General features: G+C 25.5%; 18 protein-coding genes. 10 read left to right on the plus strand and 8 right to left on the minus strand.

What is annotated here, in order from left to right:
* Nucleotides 1–26 precede the first annotated feature (26 nt).
* From MBCUR_RS04400 to MBCUR_RS04420, 5 genes are all read right to left on the minus strand, one after another.
* The gene (locus MBCUR_RS04400; protein ID WP_067090693.1) at nt 27–1,667 is read right to left on the minus strand and encodes an ATP-binding protein; all 1,641 of its coding nucleotides are present in this window, start codon (nt 1,665–1,667) and stop codon (nt 27–29) included.
* Nucleotides 1,668–2,195: 528 nt separating this feature from the next.
* Complete coding sequence (locus MBCUR_RS04405; protein WP_067090696.1) at nt 2,196–3,194, minus strand: glycosyltransferase family 2 protein; 999 nt, start codon at nt 3,192–3,194, stop codon at nt 2,196–2,198.
* A gap of 176 nt (nt 3,195–3,370) precedes the next feature.
* Entirely contained in the window at nt 3,371–4,396 is a 1,026-nt protein-coding gene (locus MBCUR_RS04410; protein WP_067090697.1) for an alcohol dehydrogenase catalytic domain-containing protein, read from the minus strand.
* The gene (locus MBCUR_RS04415; RefSeq protein WP_067090700.1) at nt 4,393–5,103 is read right to left on the minus strand and encodes an IspD/TarI family cytidylyltransferase; all 711 of its coding nucleotides are present in this window, start codon (nt 5,101–5,103) and stop codon (nt 4,393–4,395) included. The genes MBCUR_RS04410 and MBCUR_RS04415 overlap by 4 nt, the downstream gene beginning before the upstream one ends.
* Before the next feature lie 201 nt (nt 5,104–5,304).
* Nucleotides 5,305–5,955 carry an NTP transferase domain-containing protein gene (locus MBCUR_RS04420; protein ID WP_067090702.1) on the minus strand — a complete coding sequence of 217 codons (651 nt, stop codon included), beginning with the start codon at nt 5,953–5,955 and terminating at the stop codon, nt 5,305–5,307.
* Nucleotides 5,956–6,365: 410 nt separating this feature from the next.
* On the opposite strand from MBCUR_RS04420, the gene MBCUR_RS04425 reads away from it, so the two are divergent.
* The 3 genes from MBCUR_RS04425 (at nt 6,366) to MBCUR_RS04435 (ending at nt 10,687) form a co-directional block, all read left to right on the plus strand.
* Complete coding sequence (locus MBCUR_RS04425) at nt 6,366–7,928, plus strand: glycosyltransferase family 39 protein (protein ID WP_067090705.1); 1,563 nt, start codon at nt 6,366–6,368, stop codon at nt 7,926–7,928.
* 109 nt (nt 7,929–8,037) lie between these two features.
* Entirely contained in the window at nt 8,038–9,129 is a 1,092-nt protein-coding gene (locus MBCUR_RS04430; protein ID WP_067090708.1) for an acyltransferase family protein, read from the plus strand.
* A 127-nt stretch (nt 9,130–9,256) separates the two neighbouring features.
* On the plus strand, nt 9,257–10,687 hold the full coding sequence (locus MBCUR_RS04435) for a CgeB family protein (protein ID WP_067090710.1): 1,431 nt from the start codon (nt 9,257–9,259) through the stop codon (nt 10,685–10,687).
* Nucleotides 10,688–11,016: 329 nt separating this feature from the next.
* Here MBCUR_RS04435 and MBCUR_RS04440 read toward each other — a convergent pair whose 3' ends face one another.
* Nucleotides 11,017–11,337 carry a transposase gene (locus MBCUR_RS04440; RefSeq protein WP_067090713.1) on the minus strand — a complete coding sequence of 107 codons (321 nt, stop codon included), beginning with the start codon at nt 11,335–11,337 and terminating at the stop codon, nt 11,017–11,019.
* A 273-nt stretch (nt 11,338–11,610) separates the two neighbouring features.
* On the opposite strand from MBCUR_RS04440, the gene MBCUR_RS10330 reads away from it, so the two are divergent.
* Nucleotides 11,611–11,748 carry a hypothetical protein gene (locus MBCUR_RS10330; protein ID WP_157077673.1) on the plus strand — a complete coding sequence of 46 codons (138 nt, stop codon included), beginning with the start codon at nt 11,611–11,613 and terminating at the stop codon, nt 11,746–11,748.
* Nucleotides 11,749–11,788: 40 nt separating this feature from the next.
* Here the strand turns inward: MBCUR_RS10330 and MBCUR_RS04445 are convergent, their stop codons facing one another.
* Together MBCUR_RS04445 and MBCUR_RS10575 are read right to left on the minus strand one after the other, a co-directional pair.
* Nucleotides 11,789–12,079: a winged helix-turn-helix domain-containing protein gene (locus tag MBCUR_RS04445; RefSeq protein WP_157077674.1), complete on the minus strand. Its 291-nt coding sequence runs from the start codon at nt 12,077–12,079 to the stop codon at nt 11,789–11,791.
* A complete protein-coding gene (locus MBCUR_RS10575; RefSeq protein ID WP_169805793.1) occupies nt 12,018–12,155 on the minus strand; it encodes a helix-turn-helix domain-containing protein in 138 nt (45 codons plus the stop codon). Before MBCUR_RS10575 ends, MBCUR_RS04445 begins: the two co-directional genes overlap by 62 nt.
* 333 nt (nt 12,156–12,488) lie before the next feature.
* On the opposite strand from MBCUR_RS10575, the gene uvrB reads away from it, so the two are divergent.
* The 6 genes from uvrB to uvrA all read left to right on the plus strand — a co-directional run bounded on the left by uvrB (nt 12,489) and on the right by uvrA (nt 25,128).
* Nucleotides 12,489–14,450: an excinuclease ABC subunit UvrB gene (gene uvrB, locus MBCUR_RS04455; RefSeq protein ID WP_067090721.1), complete on the plus strand. Its 1,962-nt coding sequence runs from the start codon at nt 12,489–12,491 to the stop codon at nt 14,448–14,450.
* A gap of 529 nt (nt 14,451–14,979) precedes the next feature.
* Nucleotides 14,980–17,241: a pseudomurein-binding repeat-containing protein gene (locus MBCUR_RS04460; RefSeq protein ID WP_157077675.1), complete on the plus strand. Its 2,262-nt coding sequence runs from the start codon at nt 14,980–14,982 to the stop codon at nt 17,239–17,241.
* Between the two features lie 578 nt (nt 17,242–17,819).
* Entirely contained in the window at nt 17,820–18,038 is a 219-nt protein-coding gene (locus MBCUR_RS04465; RefSeq protein WP_067090726.1) for a hypothetical protein, read from the plus strand.
* A 364-nt stretch (nt 18,039–18,402) separates the two neighbouring features.
* A complete protein-coding gene (locus tag MBCUR_RS04470; RefSeq protein ID WP_067090727.1) occupies nt 18,403–20,076 on the plus strand; it encodes an AMP-binding protein in 1,674 nt (557 codons plus the stop codon).
* Between the two features lie 315 nt (nt 20,077–20,391).
* Nucleotides 20,392–21,699: a DUF6398 domain-containing protein gene (locus MBCUR_RS04475; RefSeq protein WP_067090730.1), complete on the plus strand. Its 1,308-nt coding sequence runs from the start codon at nt 20,392–20,394 to the stop codon at nt 21,697–21,699.
* Nucleotides 21,700–22,233: 534 nt separating this feature from the next.
* Nucleotides 22,234–25,128, plus strand: coding sequence for an excinuclease ABC subunit UvrA (gene uvrA, locus MBCUR_RS04480; protein ID WP_067090732.1), 2,895 nt, complete (start codon nt 22,234–22,236; stop codon nt 25,126–25,128).
* Nucleotides 25,129–25,207 lie beyond the last annotated feature (79 nt).

Genomic DNA, 25,207 nt, shown 5'->3' on the forward strand with positions numbered 1-25,207 from the left:
TAGATAGCTCTTTTATATTTACATATTTAGTTTTTTCTTTCCCAAGATTTTATTTTACATTTTACATCTGTTATTGTTCCATTTTTAATTGGTCTATCTTTAAATGCTAGGGCAATTAATGAAACATTGCTGTCTTCAAAGGGTAAATAATATTCTTTATCATATATTTGTTTGAAACTCTCATTAATTAAAGAATCTAATGATTTATTTTCATTTTCTGTGTATTTAATTTCAATTATGGCTACATGATCATCATTTTCTACTAAAACCCCATCAATTATTCCATGGCTTATAGTTTTTTCTCCATTCATTTCCATGCCCATTTCATCTAACCATGCTAAGAAAATTGCAGAATATAATTTCCACTTTTCAGGATTCTGTTCACTTAATTTAAGGTTAAGAGGTAATCGTGCAAATTTTATTCTTAATTTTTTAGCTAGTTTGTCACATTCTTTGTTTTTAATCCAATCCCACATATCTTTTTCAAGGATATTAAATTCCTCTTTAAGTTCATCTATATACATATTTGTAAGATTATCTTTGTAAGCTTGTTCTACCTCAAAGTTAGGTATTTTAAGAGAAAAATAAACAAGATCATTTTTAATAAATTCTTTATCTATTGTTAAATAACCAGTTTGAAAAAGTAAAGCTGTTTCTTTAATGTTTAATAAATCAATAGCATCTAAATCTGTTGCTTTTAAAGATGTTTTTGAGGTATAATCTGTTGAAATTTTTTTATGTTTAAATATTTCAGCTAAAAATGATGGTGTTCCAGTGCCATACCAAAAACTTGAAAATTCCTTTTGAGATAAAGCCCTAAGAGTGGAATAAGGATTAAAAAGTCTATTTATCCCGTCCCAACTATAACCATCATAGAAATGATTAACTTTATCTAATACATTTTCATATGATTCATTATTTTCATTTGAAATGGCTTGAATATGGTTATGATAATAAGTTTCTAATTCTTGATGAGTTATACCACAAATAGTTGAATAATCATTATCTAAAGTAAGTTCTGTTAGGTTATTTATTGTTGAAAATATTGAGGTTTTTGTAAACTTAGTAATACCTGTGAAAAAAACAAATTCTAAATATTTTTCACTTATCTTTAAAACATTATAAAATTCTTGAAGTATTTCCCTATTTTTATCAGCTATTTTTAAACTACTAATATTTTTAATTATAGGTGCATCATATTCATCAATTAAAACAACAACCTTGTTTTTATTCTTTTTAGATAATTTTTCAATTAATTGGGAGAATTTAAGCACATAAGAAGCATCTTCAATTAAATCTAAATTGTTATCTGCACCAATCTTTTCAATCAACCTTAAAAGATCCTTTTTGAAGTCATCGGGACTTTCATTTGACACTTGTTTCATGGATATTCTTATAACTGGATATTTCTTCCACTCCCAAGTATTAAATTTATTATAAATATAAGTATCTTTAAATAATTCTTTCTTTCCTTTAAAAAAATTTTCTAATGTTGAAACAAATAATGTTTTACCAAATCGTCTTGGGCGAGAAAGAAAATAATAAGTCTCACCATAATCTATCATCTTTGCTATAAACTTTGTTTTATCAACATAAATCTTATTTTTTTCTATTAAGGTATCGAATTCAGCTATTCCTAAAGAGAGTCTTCCCCTAATATCTTCCACCAAATCACCTCCTAAAAATTATAAGACTATAATGTTTAAATTGCTTTTGATCAAACTTTTTTTAAAAGTTTGTATTTATTATAACTATGCCATTTATATTATAATTATGATATTTATACTATATATAAATTACTAATTAAATTAAATTTTTTTAAAAAATCTTTGAATGCAAAGATATTTAAAGTCTTTTTGAGCTTTCAAAAGAGCACACTTTTATATAATCAGTAGTTCGTAAAGTATTTTTGCATTTAAATGGTTTTTTGTTTTTATTCTTTTTTTTATCAATTAATTTTTTCATGTTCTGTTTGAATTTGTTTTAATTTAGTGTAACTTTAAAAGAAATTTCATGAGCTTTTTATTATACTCTATAATTATTTTATTCATATTTTCCTCATAATATTTATATTTTGGTATTTTCTTATTATGTTTCTATTTTTCATGCTTCAAATGAGGATTAATTTTGTAAAAATCATTATAAATTTTATGATAATGTCAAGAATTTTACTGTTTTATAATGCCCTATTTTCTTTAAAAAATTGAGTTCTTGAATTTTTTCCAGCAAGTATGGTAAATTTTTGGACTTAATAAAAAAAATTTTATTTTGATATAAAATTTAAAATCATTTAAACTTTCCATTTTAAATTTTGAAAGTTTTGAAAATAAATTTAATTTATTCATATATCTTATCAAATCATCATAAGGATAATTTATAAAAAATAGATACATAAGATTACCAAAAATACTTTTAGGAATCCTAGATGTAATTATTAAATTAGAAAGTTCTTCTAAATTAAGAAGAGAATAGTAATCAGATACTTTTTCTAAAATATTAACAAAATTAAATCGTTCAATAGAAAGATTTGAGGTGGTTGAGGTGGTTGATTGTGTGTAAAAATAGCTAAATTCATCAACTAAAGCGAAATTTCCATGAACAGATGCTTTCAAGAAAAATTCTGTGTCTTCTCCATAAACTTCATTTTCATTAAATATTATCTCATTATTTTTTAAAATCTCGTGATTATACATTATTTGAGAAAAACTAAAAGGAATTTTCATTAAAAGTTCTAATTTAAGAAATTCACAAGAAGACATTTGTGAAATACCTAATATATTTTTGTATTCATTACCTTTCATTAAATAATTACCTTTCTCATCTACTTTCATCATTTTTGTAAAAGAGAAATCAGAATTAGTATGAATAATAGAATCATGGAGTTTTTTAAGATGATTTTCAGAAATGTAATCGTCAGCGTCCACAAAACATATATATTTGCCTTTAGCTATTTTTAATCCATTATTTCTAGCAGAGCTAACACCTAAATTTTTTTGATTAATTATTTCATGCTTAATTTTTGAAAAAGTAAGTAGCTTATTGGCTATTTTAAGAGTATTATCTGTAGATCCATCATTGATAAAAATTATCTCAAATGATGAGAAATTTTGATCGATAATAGAACTTAAACACCTTTCAATAGAATTTTCATTATTGTATGAAGGCACAATAACACTTACTTCAATGTCTTCCAAGCTTATCATCTCATTTTAATCTAAATCAAATCGTTTGTATTAAGACCATAATTATTATTAATTACTATAATTATTATTAAGATCATTAGTTTATTATTAATATTATTATTTTATATTAAGGTTATTATTTTATCATTATATTTTCCTATATACTAATAATTTCTTATTCTTACTTATTATATATTCCATGATAGGATTGTTTTACCAAAACTAGAATGGTAATCTTCCTCAAAAGCATGATTTAAATCTTCAAGAGCATTAATATCTATTTTTAATGATATGATATTTTCTAAGTAAGAAATAATTTTAGGGTATTTCTTTAAAATAGCTATTGTATTTTTAAAGTCATCATATTCACTTCGACTAATCCCATATAAAACTAATCCTTTTTCTAAAACTTTTCTTGTTTCAATATTAATAGAATACTCTGAAACTCCCAATAAAGCTAAGCTACCTTCAGGATTTGTATAGTTGATAATTTGTGATATGGCAGATTGAGATTTTTCTCCACCAACACACTCAAACCCATGATCCACCTTTAAATTTTTAGGGATTTCGTGAATTAAATAAAATTTGTCAATAAAAGAAAAAAAACTAGATTTTTCTTTATCTTTTCCAAAGACATAAATAGAAGAATCTGGGAAGGAGAATCTTAAAAACAATGAAACAATATACCCCATATTTCCATCACCCCATACTCCAATCGATTCTTTTTTTGTTTTTGAAAATTGCTTAAATTTAGAAATTGCATGGACAGCAACACTTAAAAGTTCTATAAAAGATGAAACCTCTAAATTAAATGTTTTAGGAATTTTTAATATTCTATTTTCATTTAAAACTACATATTCTTTTAAAAACCCATCTGTATCACTAGACATGAATTTACTAGAATATAAATAATTGCCTGCAATTATATTGTCCTCTTCATATAAAATGTTAGGAATCATGACTACAATATCACCATTTTTAAAATCATTACTTTTAGAATAGATAACTTCTCCAATACCTTCATGTACAAGAGCCAAAGGTAGTTTTTCATTTAAAATAGCATTTTCCCGTTCCCCCCTATAATATCTTTGATCCGCTTTACAAATAGAAAGGTAATAAGGTCTAATTAAAACTTCATTCTTAGAGACATTTATTTCTTCAAAACTTTCCTCAAATATTTTAGGTGATTTGAGGCGATAAATAGTATTTATCACAGTAAATCCTCTTTTAATATCGCATTTGCTAGTTTTAAATCATGTGTATAAGTAATTTTAATATTTAAAGGCTCTCCATTAATTAAAAATACTTTTTCTCCCTTTTTAATAAATATATTGGCAGCATCAGTCAAAGTTTCCTTTTCATCATCTGAAAGTTCATTATATAACTTTTTTAGTTTTTTCAATGAAAAAGATTGAGGAGTTTGACCTTGGAATAACTTGTTTCTATTAGGAATTGAATCAATAAATTCGCCATTTGAGCTATTTACAATAGTGTCTGTTGCAGGAATTACAGTGTCACAGGCATCATGTATTTTACTATATTTAATATTTTCTTCTAAAATCCTATGACTTATAAAAGGACGAACCGCATCATGAGTTATAATCTTGTTATTATCATCAATACTGTAGTTAGTTTCTAGATAATCAACTGCTCGCATAATAGATTCATTTCGAGTATTTCCTCCTTTAATTACTACAATTTTTTCAGTTTCTCCAATATACTGTCTTATTAAATCATTGGTATGATTTACCCAATTATTACTACAAGGAACTACAATTTTTTCAATTTTGTTATTTACAAAAAATTTTTCAATGGTATGGATAATAATTGGTTTTTCACCTAGGAGTAAATATTGTTTTGGTTTTTTAGTATTACCCATTCTATTACCAATTCCTCCTGCTAAAATAGCTGCAAAAATCACTACATCTCCTCCATACAGATTGTTAATGAATATATGATTTATTATAAAAATTAGATTTTTATTGATTAATAAGTATTTATTAATGTTTAATTTGATATTCTATTTATAATATATCTACTAATGAATTTAATATTAATTAAATACTAAATTTACTAATGAATTTAATATCATTTTAATATTATATTTAATAATGTATTTAATTCAGATCCCTAATTTATGTAAATTTTTAATGGCTAGCTCTAAATCATTTTTTGTATCTATTTCATAAGCATCAACAATATGACACTTTAAGGGCAAATATTTTTTCAATGCTTCAAAAATATATCCATCATTTTCAGAAATTAAAATGTCTTTAAGGTATAAAATTCCTCCAAACTCATAATTTGATTTAATATTTCTTTGAAAATCTTGAACCATATTTTTAGACTCATCTATCGTTGCAAAAATAGTATCTTCCGTTTTAGCTTTTGTCACTCCAATAAGAGATTCATTATTGCATTTTTCAATGAATTTCTCAAAATCATTTTTATTGAAAATAATATCTCCAAGAATTAATAAATAAGGTTCTTTAAGATCTTTAACAGCTAAATATACGCTATATGCTGTAGAAGTAGTTCTAAAATCAGGATTTCTTATAAATGTTATATCCTCTCTAACTTTTTTCACATGTTCTATTACTTTTTCTTCTTGAAATCCAACTACTATTCTAATGTCTTGAATGTCTTTTAAACGATCTAAATGATAATCAATTATTCTTTTATCGCCTACTTTTACTAATCCTTTTGTAGTATTAAATCCTAGTCTTGACCCAACGCCTGCCATGATTATAACTGCATGTTTAATACTTTGCATGAATTTTCCTCATAAATTATAATATTCACTTAAATTATATTTATTTATCCACTTAAATTCAATATTAGATTAAGTATCTAGTTAAATATATATAAATTTTTCTAAATTTGAACATTATGTAAAGTTAAAAATTTTTATAATAATGATTTTTATAAAAATCATGAAATAATCTTTTGTATTCTGTATATCAATAAACTTTTTTCAATACAAAATTTATACTTTTTCTTAATTTGACACTAATTATTAATAAATATTTATAAATAATATTTATAAATAATATTATGAATAAGAAATAATAAATTATAATCTATAATATAATCTATAATATAATAAGTTATACTATACTATAATAAATATAATAAATTTATAATAAAGAATGATAAAAAAATGAAAATATTTGGAGTTATATTGTGAAGATTAAATATGAATACGATAAATTATTAGGAATTGGATTATCAATTATTAGTATAATAGCTTTTATATCAGTATTTTTTTATCTTAATAAAACAATGGGAATGGATTCGCATTTTACACTATATAAAGTTGTTACATTACCATTTAATCAAATGATAAATCAGATTGTTATTGATGTTCATCCTCCATTGTACTATTTTATAGTTTATTCAATATTTCAGGTTTTAACTTTTCTTAAAATTTCTTTTGATCCAATAATTGTAGGAAAAATATCTTCAATGATTCCTATTGGATTATTAGTAATATTTAGTTTAACTAAATTAAAAAAAGAATTTGGATGGTTATTTGCAGGTATTTTTTCAATATGTATGGCAACCTTACCTAATTTCATGTTTTATGGAACAGAAATTAGAATGTACACATGGGGACTCTTATTTATAACATTATCATTCTTTTATGCTTACAAGATTACAAAAAATTCAAATTGGAAAAATTGGGCTTTACTAATAATATTTTCAAGCTTAAGTCTTTATACACAATATACTACTGTAGAAATATTATTTGCTATATTTTTAGTACTGTTAATTTGGTTAAGCATTTATAATAGAAAAGGAATTAAAAAATGGTTTTTATCTTTAATTATCATAGCTGCTAGCTTTATACCATGGATTCCTACTTTAATATTCCAAATACAACATGGTGCTGCAAGTTGGATTGATCCCCCTTCATTACACTATTTAAAATATACACTAGCATTTATTTTTTCATCTAGTCATGAATTTTCTAAATCATCAATTTTACTGATAATTGCTTTTCTAGTTTTAATAGTGTACTACATTTACACTACAAATAAGAATAATGAAACTAAAAAGTCCAAGACAAAAAAATTTTCAATAAAAAATTTAATAAAAAAAGAAGATTTTCTCGCTATGGGGATCTTAGTTTTCATTTTATTCTTGATTATTGGAATTGTAGTTTCATATCTTATTGTTCCAAACTTTTTAGCAAGATACACTTTTTTATGTTTTGGTGTATTATGGTTATCTTTCACATATCTTTTAAGCAAAACATATAGCAAAAAAATAATTTTTATCCCAATAATAGTAATTTTACTCTTATCCTCTGCTTGTGCTACAACATATTACATAGATAACCAAAAAAATAACCTAATTGCTTCAGAGGATTATGATTCATTTATTAAATCTATAGACCACAATAATACTATAATAATTACAACTGTTAAAGATAGACAAAAAATCATCAATAGATATGGACCAGAACACCTAAGAGGAAATGCATACTTATATCTTACAGAAAAATCGAAAGGGGCAAGTGAAAAAGCTATTTTAAGTAAGCAAATGCTACTGAAAAAAATTGGAGATGGATTAGATAATGATAAAACTATTTTTCTACTTACTACTAAAAAATATTCCAAAAAAGTTAGAAAAATATTGGAAAAGAATGGTTATAAACTAGTAAAATTTAAAAATATTCATAAAACTGGAGATATACAGAAAAAATACCCTAAGATCATTTATAAAGTTGAAAAAAATAGTTGATTTTCCATTACAACTATTTTTTTATGTTAATTTTCTAAATTCAACTTTTAAATTCAACTGAATAAACTAATACATATGTTTATTAATTATTACTTATAATAATATTTTTATGGTTAATTATAATAAAAGAGAATGGTGGATAGATTATTCTAAGTTTATTGCTATTTTTCTTATAGTGGTTATTCATTTAATATATACATTTACAACTTTTGGAATAAAAACAGGATATGAAACACAGATGATATTAAAATTTGGATATTTATTCCATGTCCCTATATTTTACTTTGTTTCAGGATATCTTTATAAAGACATTCTTCCTAAAATAGCTATAAAAAAATATTTCAAACGATTAATTGTTCCTTTTTTCTTTTTTGGCTTAATTGGGATTATTTTAACATTATTAACTTATATTAATTATCTTAATAATAAAAATATTATTTTTTATTTCTTTAAACTCTTATTCACATTGATCTTACAAAAATCTTCTATATACAATCCTAATGGAACAATATGGTTTTTATTGGCATTGTTTGAAGTCATAATTTTCTTTTCTTTAATTAATTCTAAGATTAAAAATAGCTACTCTGTAAAATTAAAAGAATTTTTTTCAATAAAAATTAAAAAAGAAATTTTAATTATTTTCATTATAATTCTTTTAAATTTGATTCTATTTATCCTAAATTATTTTCATATAACCATATTTTTTTGTGTTGATGCAGCAATAATTGGATTGAGTTTTTTTTATACTGGTTACCTATTTAAAGCTAAAGGAATGATTGACTATTTTAAAAATAAAAAGAAAAATGTTTTATTCTTAGTGCTGTTTTTAATCATTGCTCTTTTATCTTATGCATCACATTCATCTATTAAGTTTTATGCTGGGAAATGGACAGGAAATCTAATTTTTGCATATATTGGGTCATTTTCTGGTATTTTTCTGGTAGTTGCTTTTACAAATATTATCTCTAACATAAATAATAAGTTGATTTATCTTATTTCTATTAATACCTTGACAATAATGGGTTTAGAGAAATTTCTAAGGAGAGGAGTTACTTTTGCTTTAAATGGTATTTTTATAAAAATCCATCCACTTATTGGCTTATGTGTTATTACTTTCCTTATTTTACTAATATCTGTATTTGTTGCAACTTTAATTAATAAATTTTATCCCAATTTAATTGGAAATCCACCCAATAAATAATAAAAACATTGAACTGTATATTTGTTTTATATTTGCTTATATTTATTTCATATTTGTTTATATTGTTTTATATTTGTTTTATTTAAACTCTGAATTAGTGAATATTATGATTAATCATGTGATTTAAATGTTCTGGACAATAAGAAAAGAAAAAGGGAAGCTTAAAAATATTTATAAAATATATAAAGCAAGAAAAAAAATAAAAATCCTCAAGCTATTTGATGAAAGATACTATTTAAAAAAGTACCCCCACATAAAGAAATCAAGATTAGATCCATTGACACATTATTTATACTATGGATATAAAGAAGGTAAACATCCTAACATGTACTTTGATGAAAAATATTACTTAAAAAAGTATCCTGCAGTTAAAAAAGCTAAAATGAATCCTTTAATACATTATGCATTATATGGAAAAGAAGAAATGAAATATCCTAATGAAAAAATAGAAAATATTAAATTTGACGAAAATTATTATCTAAAAAAGTATCCAGATGCTAAAAAATCAAAAGTAAATCCAGTAGAACACTACTTAGAATTTGGAGAAAAAGGAGGTAGATATCCCAATAGAGAAATAGAAATTTTAAATAATATTAATCCTAAAAAACCAAAATTAAAAAAAGACTTTAAAATATCCATAAAAATACCTGTTCCAAAAAAATATTTCAAAGGTTGGGGAGATTACTACTTTTCATTATCATTAAAAAAAGAATTTGAAAAAAGAAATATTAAAACCGAAATTCATTTTATAGAAGAGTGGTATAAATCGAATTATGCAGATCTTGTTATAGTATTAAGAGGAATAACTCCATATATAACAAATAAAAATCAATATAACATAATGTGGAACATATCACATCCTGACATGGTAAGTAACAATGAGTATGAAGACTATGATTTAGTTTTCACTTGTTCTGAAACTTATACCAATGAATTAAAAGATAAAGTCAATGTTCCAGTTGAAACACTTTTACAATGCAGTGATGAGGAAATTTTCTTCCCAGAAAAGTCAAGTAAATACCAATCTGAACTATTATTTATTGCTAACACAAGAAAAGTATTTAGAAAAATAATTAAAGATTTAGATTTAGATAAGAATTTAAATAAGAACTTAAATAAGGATTTAGATTATTTTAAATATAATATAAAAATCTATGGAAAAGGATGGGAAAATTTTATAGATAAAAAATACATATATGGTAAAAATATAGCTCACTCGGAATTAAATAAATATTACTCTTCATCAAAGATTCTTTTAAATGATCATTGGGAAGACATGGCAAAAAAAGGATTTGTATCCAATAGAATTTTTGATGGATTTGCTTCAGGAGCATTTATAATTTCAGATAAAGTTAAAGACATGGATAAAATCTTTGGAGAGTCTATTGTAACTTATTCTAAAAAGGAAGAGCTTAATAAACTTATAGAATACTATTTAAATAATAAAAAAGAGAGAGAAAAGAATATTAAAAAAAATAGAGAAATTATTTTAAATAACCACTTGTTCAAACATAGAGTTGAATCAATTTTAGATTTTGTTCTAAAGAATTGGGTTTAAACAAAAACAGCATGATTAATAATTCTCCTTTAGTTTCTGTAGTAATATATTACCTAAAATTTATAACATATATAGTTTATATTGGAAAGTTTAAAAACAAATTATAAAATAATTATAATTTAGTTTTATACTGTTAAAATTGCATATTCTCACATATCTGCAATTAGTAAATCATTATTTTTATCAAAAATAAATTTACCAATCCATTTTTTTGTAAATGATTTTTTATCTACATTTTCATAAAATAATCTTTCGAAATTTTCTATTAAAAATTCTTCATTCACAATAAATTCTGTAGATAGTTCTTTTTTTATAGTTCTCCATACTTGTTAAATTGGATTAAGTTTAGGAGAGTATTTAGGTAAGTGTATAAGAGTTATGTTAAGATATTTACAAGTTTCTTTTAGTGTTATTGCATGGTGAACAGGATAGTTATCTAGTACGACCACGGTTTCTATTTCTTGTTTAATTTGGCTTTCTAAAGGTTTTAAAAGTTCTTTATAGGCTATTTCTAATATTTCTTCAAGTTTCTTTTTATTTGCTTTTTCATATTTTTTTGACATTTTAGGTTTTTCTATGTATTTTTTTAAGTCTTTTATGATTATTTTTTTAGTTTTTTCAGGAAAAATGTGATTTAATACGATATTCATTAATTCTGAGTTATCAAATTCATTTTTTTCTAATTCTTCTATGATTTGAATAATTTTTAGTTGTTCATACTGTAATATTTCTGATAATCTGTTGATTAAGAAGTTATTTTTTGAATTTATAGTCTATTACTAAACTTTTTGCATATTGAATCCACTTTGTTTATATATAAATTATTAATTTAATGAAATTTATTAAGTAATTGACTATATTTGTAATAATTCTATAAAAAACTTTATCATTTCTTTTTTTTTCGAGAGTTAGGTGGGAAACTTATGTATGACTTTCCATTTATGGATTGTACTCCTATTCCTGTTCTTGAAAATCTCATAGGGTTTTTCTTAAGTGTATTTTTTTCAGATATTTTGCAAATTGTTGTAGGTGAGTTAGAAAGGTTTTGGCAGGCTACTTGATCTAAAACAAATAGTTTACAGTTTTTTAGATTATAAAATCTTAGTTTTTTTTTAATATGATTTCTGCATCGTTAGGCATTTTAAAATATAAGATATAACCTTTTTTATAGGAATATCCTAGTTTTTTCACTATTACAGGTATTCTGCTCGTTGAATAATCAATGTTGAATTCTTTTTTTATAATTTCATGAATTTTACGAGTGTTTAGAAAACTTTCGTTGATCATTATTTCCTCTAGTTTTTTGAATTGTTCTTCAGTTAATTTAGCTTTACGCCCACCATTTTTGTATTTTAGGGTATAAATTTTCATATCCGCCTTCGTTCCATTCATCTAACCATCTATGTCCAGTAGATAATGCAATTTCCATTAATTCCACAGCTTCATCAACCGTTTTCCCGTTATACAAAAACCTGATAAAAAACAATTTTTTTAAAACATCAGCTTTCTGTTGATGTCTATTGATAAGTTTATTCAAACGAATTTTCTTAATACACTTTTTAGCTTTCTTTTGTATTTTATTTGCCACAAATATAATATGTTAAACATTGCTTTTAAGCTTTCCGATTTAAACAATACTTAAAAATAAATAACTAAACTTTAACACAAAAAATGTAAATAAACTTAAAAGTTTTTAGAGTGTTTCAATAGTTAATAATTCAAAAATAAAAATAAATTAATATTTAATATTAAATTTAAAATTTCTATAAACAATAATATAATTTTAATAATTACTGATAAAATGAGAAAATTTAAGCTAAAATCAAACTATAATCCATTAGGTGACCAACCAAAAGCTATTAATTCATTAGTTAATGGAATAAACAAGGGATTACATGAACAAACATTACTTGGTGTGACAGGTTCAGGTAAAACATTTACAATGGCTAATATTATAGAAAATGTTCAAAAGCCAACTTTAGTAATATCTCACAATAAAACTTTGGCTGCTCAACTTTATGAAGAATTTAAAGTGTTTTTTCCAGATAATGCAGTTGAATACTTTGTTAGTTATTATGATTACTATCAACCTGAGGCATATGTCCCTAGAACAGATACATTTATAGATAAAGAAGCATCAATCAATGAAGAAATTGATATGATGAGACATTCTGCAACACAGTCTCTTCTTTCTCGTGATGATGTTATTGTAGTTAGTAGTGTGTCCTGTATTTATGGTATTGGCTCTCCTGATGACTATGGGGAATTTAAGCTATTTATTTCAAGAGGAGACATTATTTCTCGTGATGAAATACTTTCAAGATTAGTACATATGCAGTATGAGAGAAATGATATTCAATTTGCTCCAGGCCAATTTAGAGTTCGCGGAGATGTTGTTGAAATCCATCCAGTTCATGGTGAGGATCCAATAAGAATAGAGCTATTTGGGGATGAAGTTGATTCAATAGCTTATGTAAATAGAGTTACAAATAAAAAAATTGAAGACTTAGAAAAAATAATGATTTATCCAGCAAAACACTTTGTTGTACCAGAAGAACGAATGAACCAAGCTCTTAAAGAGATTGGATTAGAATTAGACTCAAGATTAAAAGAATTAAATTCACAAAACAAACTTGTTGAAGCTCAAAGGTTGGAACAAAGAACAAAGTTTGATATAGAAATGTTAGGTGAAATGGGATATTGTCCAGGTGTTGAAAATTACTCACTTCATCTATCAGAAAGACAATGGGGAGAAATGCCATATACTTTACTTAAATATTTCCCAAAAGAATTTTTAACAATAATTGATGAATCTCATGTTACAGTTCCTCAAGTTAGGGGCATGTTTAATGGGGACAGATCAAGAAAGGAAACATTAGTTGAACATGGTTTTAGATTGCCTTCTGCTAAAGAAAATCGACCATTTATGTTTCATGAATTTGAAAAATCTGTTGATCAAGTATTGTATGTCTCAGCCACACCTGGTGAATACGAGTTAAGTAGAAGCTCAAATATTGTAGAGCAAATTATAAGACCAACTGGTTTAGTTGATCCTAAGATTATTATTCGCCCAGTTAAAGGTCAAGTTGAAGATTTATTGTCTGAAGTTAGAATTAGAGCAGAAAAAAACCAAAGAGTTTTGGTCACAGCTCTTACAAAGCGAATGTCTGAAGATTTAACTGATTACTATGCTAAAATAGGTGTTAAGGTTAGATATCTTCATTCAGAAATCGATACTTTAGAGAGAATTGAGATTATTGATGATTTAAGAAGAGGAGAATTTGATTGTTTAGTTGGTGTAAATCTCCTTAGAGAAGGATTAGATTTGCCTGAGGTTTCACTTGTAGCTATTTTAGATGCAGATAAAGAAGGGTTTTTAAGAAGTGAAACATCTCTTATTCAGACAATTGGTAGAGCTGCAAGAAATGTTGATGGTCATGTTATAATGTATGTAGATGATATGACTGATTCTGTAAAAAAAGCCATTGATATAACAAATAAACGAAGACAACTTCAGTTAGAATATAATAAAAAACACAATATAACTCCTAAATCTACAAAAAGAACTTTAAAACCAAAAGAAGAAAACAATGAATCAAAAATAGCTAAAGGATTTGATATTAAGAAATTGAAAAAAGATGAATTAGAAATTCTTGCTATGGATTTAGAATCGGATATGAAAGAAGCTGCTCAAGAATTAGACTTTGAAAAAGCAGCTAAAATCCGTGATCAATTAATAATAATTAAAGGGATAATGAAATAAAGGTTAATTATTTATTGTTCTGATAATGCTACTTTAATGATTATTTAATAGCTGTTGTAATAATCATGTACATTGTTTTCATTATAACATTAATGTTAATTTTATATGGTGTTTTGAAGTCCATGAAATTTTGACTTTAATACAATATTTTTTTATAGTTTTTATGGGATATAATTTGTGAAAATTAAAAATACAATTTAATAATTATTTTGAATGAATTTAAAGACATTACAAACCTATATTTAATAACAAAAGATGTAATGTATTCCAATAATAATAACATTTTTAAACCTACTTATTTAATCAATTATGTTGATAATTTGCATTTTTTTAATTTCTCAAAATAATAGAAAGTTATATAAGATATAAAACCATAATTTACTTTTATATGTATAATTAATTTATATAAATATCTAACTCATAAACTAACTAATTTATGTAGTGTAATCTTATATTATTTTGAGGTGAAAAAATTAGATTAAATGGGAAAATATTATTACTTGCATTGATTTGTATATTTTTTATTAGTGTGAGTGCAAGTTTTGCAAGTGAAACAAATACAAATAACGTGGAAAATAATACAAATACTAGTAGTAGTGTAAGTGATGATAGTAAAAATAGTATAGTAAATGCTGTCACATCTACGAATAAGGTTAAAGCTGCTGGTGAAGCTGTTTCATTAAGTCAAAATCAAATACTCCTTGCATCAAAAGCAGTGAACAGTTATATTAACAAATACAAAAAACTACCAAACTATGTAACTATATCTGAATCTAAGTTCTCCATGTCTGAATATTTAAATCTCTTGTCTATGACCATATACAATAAGTATAATAAAAAAACATCAGCAATAACTATAAAGTATAATATTAAAAATCCAACAAAAGCAAGCGGAGTAAATATAAAAGGAAAACTTACAAAAGCCCAATATTATAGCTATTCAAAAAATATAATAACATACATTAAAAAGTATAATAAAAGTCCAAATTATATTTCAACTAAACTTGGCAAAATGCAGTATCAAACAGGGATATATACACTTAACAAAGTAGCATACTATACAGCAACTCATAGTGGAAAATTACCATCTACACTTAATTTAAATATTGCAAAAACACATAAACTAAATAAAAACCTTCCTAAATATCAAAGAACCCAAATTAGTGCTTCTAATAGTAATAGTAATAATAATAATAATAATAATAATAATACTCAGAAGGGTTTAAATACTAAATTATTAGGCTCAAATGACAAAGGAAAAGTTGAATTAATTGATGTATTGGGTAATGTTGGCTCAAAAAGGAAAATAGCATATGTTATTGGATTGCATCCTCTTGAATCATATGTTCATAGTTCTTTATATAATACAATTGTTTCAAAAAGTACTAATTTAAAATATTCTTATTATATTTATAAGATAAATGTTACAAAAGATGCTTCAGATTATGATAAAGGAAGAATGAATGGACAATTGCTTGCCCAAGAATTTGTTTTGCCTCATATACTTACTCAAAATTACAATATAGTTATTGATATACATTCCAATAGAGGAACTCTAAATGGAGGATCTTATAACAAAACAAATTTTATTTTTGCCCCTTTAAACCATAGTGCATCTAAAAAAATTGCAGAAGACATTATAAAACAGATTCCAAAATTAGTGTATTATTATCCAAGTTCTCAAACAAGTACTCCTTACCTCACTAATACTTTAGTAAATGGGGGGATAAATACAATAATATATGAAACTTATATGTATGAAGATTCTGCAACTACAAACCGATTGATAAATGAATTAACAAATAAAATAGATGCATATTCCTTTAGTAATTCTAATTCTACATCTACTAATCTTGCTTTAAATGACATTATTGATGCTGCATCCAGAATAAAAGCTTACACTGAATCTAATGGAAAATTACCTAGCTATGTGCTTATAAATGGTAAAGAATGGGGAATGCCAGACTTTTTGTATTTACTTTCTAATGCTATTGTGAATATTAACAAAGGAACTTATTCTAATATTCCAGCTATAAGTGTTGGTTCCCCACCTAGTCCTAGTGGTGCTAAAATTACAGCTAATTTGTTAAAAGCAAATTATGTTGATTTAGCTTATAGAGTTTCAGTTTTTATAAAAACCAATAAAAAAGCTCCAAATTATGCAAGTTCAGACTTTGGGAATATACACTATTACTCATTGGTTTACGAGCTTTCAAAAGTTCTCAACTACCATAAAAACAATGGAGCATTACCTAATTCCTTATCTATAAATACTAGTGGTCTTACAAGTATTGATAATGGAATTTCTGGCTCAATAACACCTAATGAAGAGTTATCACAATATTTAGGGGCTACTATGCGTTGTCAAGTGAATGATAGTTCTATACAATCATTAGCGAAGAAATTAACTAGTGGATTATCTACAGATTTATCAAAAGCAACAGCGATATTTAATTATGTGAGAGACAGTATAAAGTACAAGTTTTATTTTGATTCTTTTGATAGTACTGGAGCAAAAGGAGCTATAACTAAAGGTTGGGGAAATTGTGTTGATAAAACACATTTATTAGTTGCTCTTTTAAGAGTAAATGGAATAGCTGCAAGATATGTCCATGGCGAATGTGCTTTTACAAGTGGTGTATTGGGGCATGTTTGGGCAGAAATATACCTTGATGGTAAATGGGTTATTGCAGATACAACTCATTCAAGAAATAAGATAGGGGTTGTAACTAATTGGAATATAAAAACATATAAGCTTAAAACAGGTCGAGTAGCAGAAATTACTTTTTAAATTTTTACTTTTTATTTAGTTTAGTCCTATTACTCAAAAAGTGTGACATACAATTCATTTTTTTTTTTTTTTTTTTTTTTTTTTAATTTTTATAAAAAATATGATAGAAATTGATTTAAGATGAATTTAAAGATTTTTTCAATAATATTTTTGAACATTTAAATTCACTAATATCTTACAAAACTTTGGCAATATTAATGCTTGATAGGAATCTAATTTTATTCAAAAGAAAAGTTAGAAAAAAAGGGTTTAAAATCGGTTGTTCAACACCAAAAGGATTACATTGATGGAAAATTAACAATAACAATGGATTATGGTACCTGTAAATCACTAACCATGTTAGTCCATCAAAATGCTGGCAATGACACCAGAGTATTTCCTGAAAATACTTAAATGCCAAAGAAGAAAAATATTGAAAAATAAATGTATACTACTTGTCAATAAAAGTTATTTCAGCTATGAAAGCTATTATATTGGTCTAATGGAATATAAAATCATTCATTTAATCAGAAGCAAGAAAAAACATCTAAAAAAATTTATCAAAATTTAGTCTACAAATTTAGCAACTTATAGGACAAATGGGCGAATTAAAACCAATTAGGAGTAAAATAGAATATTTTAATAAATTCTTCAAAAATAGTGTTGGTTATGAACAAGTACTGTCTTATACATACAAATTTCTACTTAAAACCACTTTTTTAAGTGTATTTTTAGAAGGACTAGTTGTTTCTAAGCTAAAACATGATAACAAACTACTACAACATCCAGTGGAAATACAAAAATTTAACAAACTATAAGTGTATTAAATAGTTTTGTATTACTAAAATGATATAAAATAATATAAATTTGTAAATAATTTAATTTTAATCAATAAATTTAAATACTAAGCAGTTTAAAATAATAAAAAAAGTAAATTAGTTTTATATGATTTTTGTTTGATATATAAATCATATTTGTTTTAAATTTAATTATTAATTTTATATTTACTTTATATTACTTTATATTTATTTTGTATTTATTTTATATTACTTTTATATTATTTTATATTTTCTTTATATCTACTTTATATTCACTTTATATTTACTTTATATTACTTTATATTTATTTTATCTTTAGCAAATGTTCATTATATCAAATAATGAAGATTGTAATGGTGTTATCGTGGTATTTTCAGAAGAAACTGTAGGTAAATTTTTAGAAAATCAATTAGATAAAATAGGAAATAGAGATTACATAGTATATCCAGAAAAAAACTTTAGAGTAACATTTAAAGAGTTCCATGAAAAAACTGATAAATTAGCAAAAGGGTTGCTATCTATTGGAATAAAAAAAGGGGATCATGTAGGGTTATGGGCTAAAAACATTCCAGAATGGGGATTTTATATGATGGCCTTAGCAAAAATTGGGGCGGTTTTAGTCACTTTAAATACTGCATACACTACTAAAGAACTAGATTATACAATTAAACAATCAGATATGAAAGCATTAATTTTGGAAAAGGGATTTAAAGATAACAACTATGTTAAAATGATGTATGGTCTGATTCCAGATTTAAAAAAATCTGTAAAAAACGATTTAAAATTAGAAAAATACCCTTTATTAAAAAACATAATTTTTATGGGTGAATATCACCACAGAGGTATGTACAACACATATGAACTTATAAATGAAGGAAAGTCAATTTCAGATAAAAAGTTAAAAGAAGTAAAAGATTCTGTTTTAAATTCAGATATTATGAATATTCAATACACTTCAGGCACAACAGGTTTTCCAAAAGGAGTTATGTTAACCCATAGAAATTGCATAAATAATGCATATAATATTGGTTTTTATTCTGGTCTGACAAGTAATGATAGATTATTTAATCCCCTTCCACTCTCTCACTCATATGGTTTAAGTTTAATATTGGGATGTTTATGCTTTGGAAGAGCCATTGTAATGACTGATGTTTTCAATCCTAGTTTAATTTTATCTTCAATTCAAAACGAAAAATGTGAAGTAATTTGTGGGGTTCCAACAATATTTTTGGCTTTAATAAATCATCCAATGTTTGAAATGTATGATGTTAGTTCATTAAAACAGCTTGTTAAAGGAGGTTCATACTGTCCTCCAGAAATCTTAAATGAGATTATAACTAAATTAAACATAGAAACTGTTATTTCAGGTTATGGGTTAACAGAAGCAAGTTCTACAGTAACTTCAACAGATTTTGGAGATGGTTTTGATAGAATTTTAAACACAATTGGAAAAGCATTGTTCGATGTGGAAGTAAAAATTGTGGATAGAAAGACAGGAGAAAAATTAGAACCTGGTGAAATTGGTGAAATTTGCTGTAGTGGGGTTATTGTAATGAAAGGATATTATAAAATGCCAGATAAAACACATGAAACTATTGATGAAGATGGTTGGTTACATACAGGAGATTTAGGAAAAATGGATAAATATGGATATGTTTCAATTGTTGGGCGAATTAAGGACATGATTAATAGAGGGGGAGAAAATATTTATCCAACAGAGATAGAAAATCTTTTAATTTCATATCCTGGAGTAGAAGCTATTGAGGTTGTAGGTGTTCCAGATAAATATTACGGAGAAGTAGTAGTTGCTTTTGTTATTAAATCTCCTGATGCGGATTTAGAAGAAGGAGACATACGTGATTATGTAGATGACAATTTAGCTCACTACAAAGTTCCTAAATATGTGTTTTTCATTGATGAATTTCCATTAAATGTAAGTGGTAAAATACTTAAAAACAAACTAAGTGACTTAGCCCAAGATTTAATTGTTAAAAATAAAAAAATGGGATTTTTTAAAAAGTTTAATAAAAATATTTAATATTCAAAATCTTTAAATTTTATATAAATATCTGTATTGTTTTATTTTTTTAAAAATAATATTTATAAAATATATAATTTAAATTTAAAATAATATAAATTCTTTAAAATTGAATTAAATAATATAATTACTTTATTATAGTTATTAACACATATTTTATCGATTATTTAATATTTTAAACGATTCATATGGAAATTAATTTCATGAAAATTCTAAAAAAGCGATTATGATACACTTCCTTAAGTTTTATTTTATATTAATATTTTTTATTTTTATTGCTTTTTATTAGATTGAAACATATATGTTGGAAATAATATGTCAAAAGAAGATATTAAAATCAAAGAAAAAAAGTTATTGGCAATGGTTGAAAGTATTACTCAAGAACATCTTAATAATGAGTATAAAGAACTTTCTATTAGTCTTATAAAAAAACTAGGAAGAAAGCATGATGTTCCATTTAAAAGAGGGAAACTTGAGATTTGGGCTACTGCTGTTGTATATGCAATTGGTCAAATAAACTTTCTGTTTGATGAGTCATTTGAACCTTATCTAAGTCCTGAGGAGTTATGTGGGCATTTTAACACTAAGAAATCCACAGTTTCAGATAAAGCTAGAAAAATTAGAGACATGTTTAATATGAGACATTATGATGAGGAATTTTCTACTAGATATATGACTGAGGAAAATCCATTTAAAGATATGGTTGTTACAGATAATGGCCTTATTGTACCTAAGTCGGAATTACATGAGTATATAGAAGAACCTCAGACAACTCTATTAACTTTACTTGCAGAAAAAACAGGTTTGGATGAAGAAACTTTAAAAGAAGCATTAAAAAATGATTTAATGGGAGAAAAAGGAGATAAAACTAATGATGAAGAAATAGAACTATTCTTAGATATGATTTCAAATCCTATTCCTGATGATATGGGGGATGGTTTGCTTGACTCTTTGACAGGTAATGATTTTAGTGAAGATTCTTCTCATTTTGGGGAAGATGATATTGAACTATTTGATGATTATGTTATTGATGAAAGCAATCCTTTAGAAACAATTGAGGACTATCAAAGAGCTATTGATTTATTCCGTAATACTAAAGGTGAAGAATACTTTGAAGAATACAAAGGTCATTTTTGGCTAATGGTTGAAACTAGACCTTTTATGATGCATTTAATGGAACAAGCTGAGCTATTATGGGACGATGGACAAAAAGAAAAGGCAGTTAATCAATTACAATATATATTGGAACTTAATCCTGGTGATAATCAGGGTATAAGATATATCTTAATTAATAAATTACTTGAATTAAATAGATTAGAGGAAGCAGAAGAATTATTTAATATTTATGATGAGGAATACAGTGCTACTTGGGCATTTTCAAAACTACTATTGTCCATAAAAATGAAACAAGAGAATAAAATAATCAAAAAATTATATGATGATGCAATTGGGATAAATGAACATGTTGTCCCACTGATAATAGGTAAAAAGAAAATGCCTGAAGATTTACCAGGATTTTATGGCATTGGAGATAAAAATGAAGCCATATTTTATGTATATAATAGTTTTAACCCATGGAATAATGATAAAATAGCTATTAAAACTTTAAAAAAGCTTTCTTAAGTTTAAGTGTTCCAAGGAAAAAATCAGCTATTTAAATTAAATGGACAAGATTTTAAAAAGAAAAAATTTATAGTAGTTAAAATAAAATTAATATTAAATGATTATTTTATTAATTATGAGATTTAAATGAAAATTTTGGGCATAAAAAGGAATTATCATTAGATATAGCTATTTTAGTGATATTATTAAGGATAATAGGAAAATGTTGATAATATCATTACACAATTAAATAAAATACACACTTTTTAGTTTGACAGAAGATATTTTGGGTATGTTTTCATTTTTTTTTTTTTTTTTTTTATTTTTTAATTTTTAATTTAGTTTAATATTCCTTACTTTTTTTTTAATTTTTTAATTTTTATAGAAATGATAAACAAAAACACAATTTTGTCAAAAAATATAAATATTTTAAAATATATATTAATATAAGGATAATTAATTATTAATAAAGCAATTGATTAATAAATTAGTTGATAATTGAAAGTCATTAATAAGTTATTCGAGCTATTTTTAATTATCTCAAAGGGGGAAATAATGACTACAAATGATTTTAAAAATAACATAATTCTTAAAGGAGCAAGGGAAAATAACCTTCAAAATTTAGATTTAACCATACCAAGAGACAAATTTATAGTGATAACTGGATTAAGTGGTTCTGGCAAATCATCACTTGCATTTGATACTATTTATGCTGAAGGACAGCGTCGTTATGTGGAATCATTATCTGCTTATGCAAGACAGTTTTTAGGGCAAATGAAAAAACCTGAAATTGACTACATTGAAGGATTGTCTCCTGCTATTTCTATTGATCAAAAATCAACTAAAATGAATCCACGTTCAACTGTAGGGACTATAACAGAAATATACGATTATTTAAGACTTTTATTTGCAAGAGTTGGGACTGTCTTTTGTTATAATTGTGGTCAAGAGATTTCTCAACAGACTGCAGGTCAAATTGCAGAAAACATAATATCTGAAGGAGAATCAATTAAAATTCAGATTTTAAGTCCTGTAGTTAAAGACAAAAAAGGAGAACATAAGAAGGTTTTTGAAGATTTACAATCAAAAGGTTTTGTAAGAGTAAGAGTTGATGGTGAAATAAGAAGTCTTGATGAAGATTTTAATTTAAAAAAGACATTTAAGCACTCAATTGATGTTGTAGTTGATAGACTAGTCATAAGACAAGACATGGAATTTCAAAGAAGATTGGTTGACTCTCTAGAAACTGCTTTGAAGTTATCTGATGGGTTAGTCAGTATTTTATACAATAAAGATGACCAAGAGTATGAAAAAAAATATTCAGAGCATTTTGCCTGTGTAGATTGTGGAATAAGTTTTGATGAATTGACACCACGTTTATTTTCATTTAATGCACCTCAAGGTGCATGTCCTGAGTGTAATGGACTTGGTGCTACAATGGAAATGGATGAAAACCTTGTTGTACCTAACAAAGAATTATCACTTAGTGATGGGGCAATTTTACCTTGGAGTAGATCAAAAGGTAAGGAAAATTATTACACTGAAATGTTAAAAGGAGTTTCTACACATTTTGGGTTTTCAATGGACACTCCATTTAAAGATTTAAGCCGTATGGATCAAGAAATTATTCTTTATGGAACAAATGAAAAGATTCAATTTAATTTTAAACGTAGAAACAAATCATACAAAGTAAATAGAAAATTTGAAGGAGTAATTAAAAGGATGGAGAGACATTACTTTGAAACAAAATCCAATTATTCTCGTAACTATTTGTCCCGTTTTATGAGTAATCGTCCATGTACTGTTTGTGGTGGAAAAAGGTTAAAAAAAGAGGCATTAGCTGTTAAAGTGGCAGGATCTAATCTTCATGATATTGTTTCTTTATCAATTAAGGATTCTTATAAATTTTTCAAAGGTTTAAAACTAGATGAAAGAAAAATTTACATTGCAAAAGAAATTTTAAAAGAAATCAATGAAAGATTAAAATTCTTAGTGGATGTAGGATTGGACTATTTGTCTTTAGAACGCTCTTCAGGGACATTATCTGGTGGTGAAGCGCAAAGAATTCGCCTTGCAACTCAAATAGGTTCTGGTTTAGTTGGTGTTTTATATATATTAGATGAACCAAGTATTGGCTTACACCAAAGAGACAATCAAAAGTTAATTGATACATTAAAACATCTTCGTAACATTGGAAATACTTTAATTGTAGTTGAACACGATGAGGAGACCATTCTTTCAGCAGATTTTGTTGTAGATATTGGACCTGGTGCAGGAGAGCATGGAGGTAAAGTAATTGCTTCAGGAAGCCCTAAAAATATTATGGATTCAAATAATTCTATTACAGGTAAATATCTATCAAGAAAAGAGACAATTCCAATTCTTAAAAATAGAAGAAAGGGTAATGGTAAATTTATTTCAATTAAAGGTGCAACAGCTAACAATCTAAAAAATATTGATGTTAAGATTCCTTTAGGAGTTTTTACTTGTATTACTGGAGTATCAGGTAGTGGAAAAAGCAGTTTAATAAATGAAGTTTTACATAAAGGACTTAATGGAATTTTTTCCCATAAGCATGGTTTTGCGGGTTCACACAAAGCCATTGAAGGTGCTAAAAATATTGATAAAATGATAGTTATTGATCAAAGTCCAATAGGAAGAACTCCACGCTCTAATTCTGCTACATACACAGGTTTATTTACATATATACGTGAATTATTTGCAGAAACTTCAGAAGCCAAAAAAAGAGGATATAAACCTGGAAGATTTAGTTTTAATGTTAAAGGTGGAAGATGTGAGGCATGTTCTGGAGATGGAATTATTAAAATAGAGATGCATTTTTTAGCTGATGTATATGTTCCATGTGAAGTTTGTAAAGGTAAAAGATACAACGATGAAACCTTAGATATTAGGTTTAAAGGAAAAAATATCTATGATGTTTTAGAGATGACTGTAGAAGAGGCATTGGAGTTTTTTGAAAATATTCCACGAATTAGAAAAAAACTTGAAACATTAAACGACGTTGGATTAGGTTACATAAAATTAGGTCAAGCATCAACAACTTTATCTGGAGGAGAAGCTCAAAGAATCAAGTTGGCTAAAGAACTTTCAAAGCAAAGTACTGGTCAAACATTATATATTCTTGATGAACCAACAACAGGACTGCATTTTGAGGATATTAATAGACTTTTAAATGTTTTATCAAGATTAACAGATTCTGGAAATTCTATTGTTGTTATAGAACATAATTTAGATGTTATAAAAACAGCAGACTATATTATTGATTTAGGTCCAGAAGGTGGGGATGGTGGAGGAATGGTAGTGGCCGAAGGGAGCCCTGAAGAAGTAGCTAAATCATCATCATACACAGGTAAATTCTTAAAAGAAATTTTAGCTGAAAATATAACTCCTCTTGCAAAGGAGTTGGTTAAGGAGAAGATGAGTAAATAATTGGAGTGATTTGAATCAATTTAAGTGACATGATTGAATGAGAGAATAGCTTGAACTAATTTTTAAATTATATAATTTA

The organism is Methanobrevibacter curvatus (genome assembly GCF_001639295.1).
Taxonomy (GTDB): Archaea; Methanobacteriota; Methanobacteria; order Methanobacteriales; family Methanobacteriaceae; genus Methanoflexus; species Methanoflexus curvatus.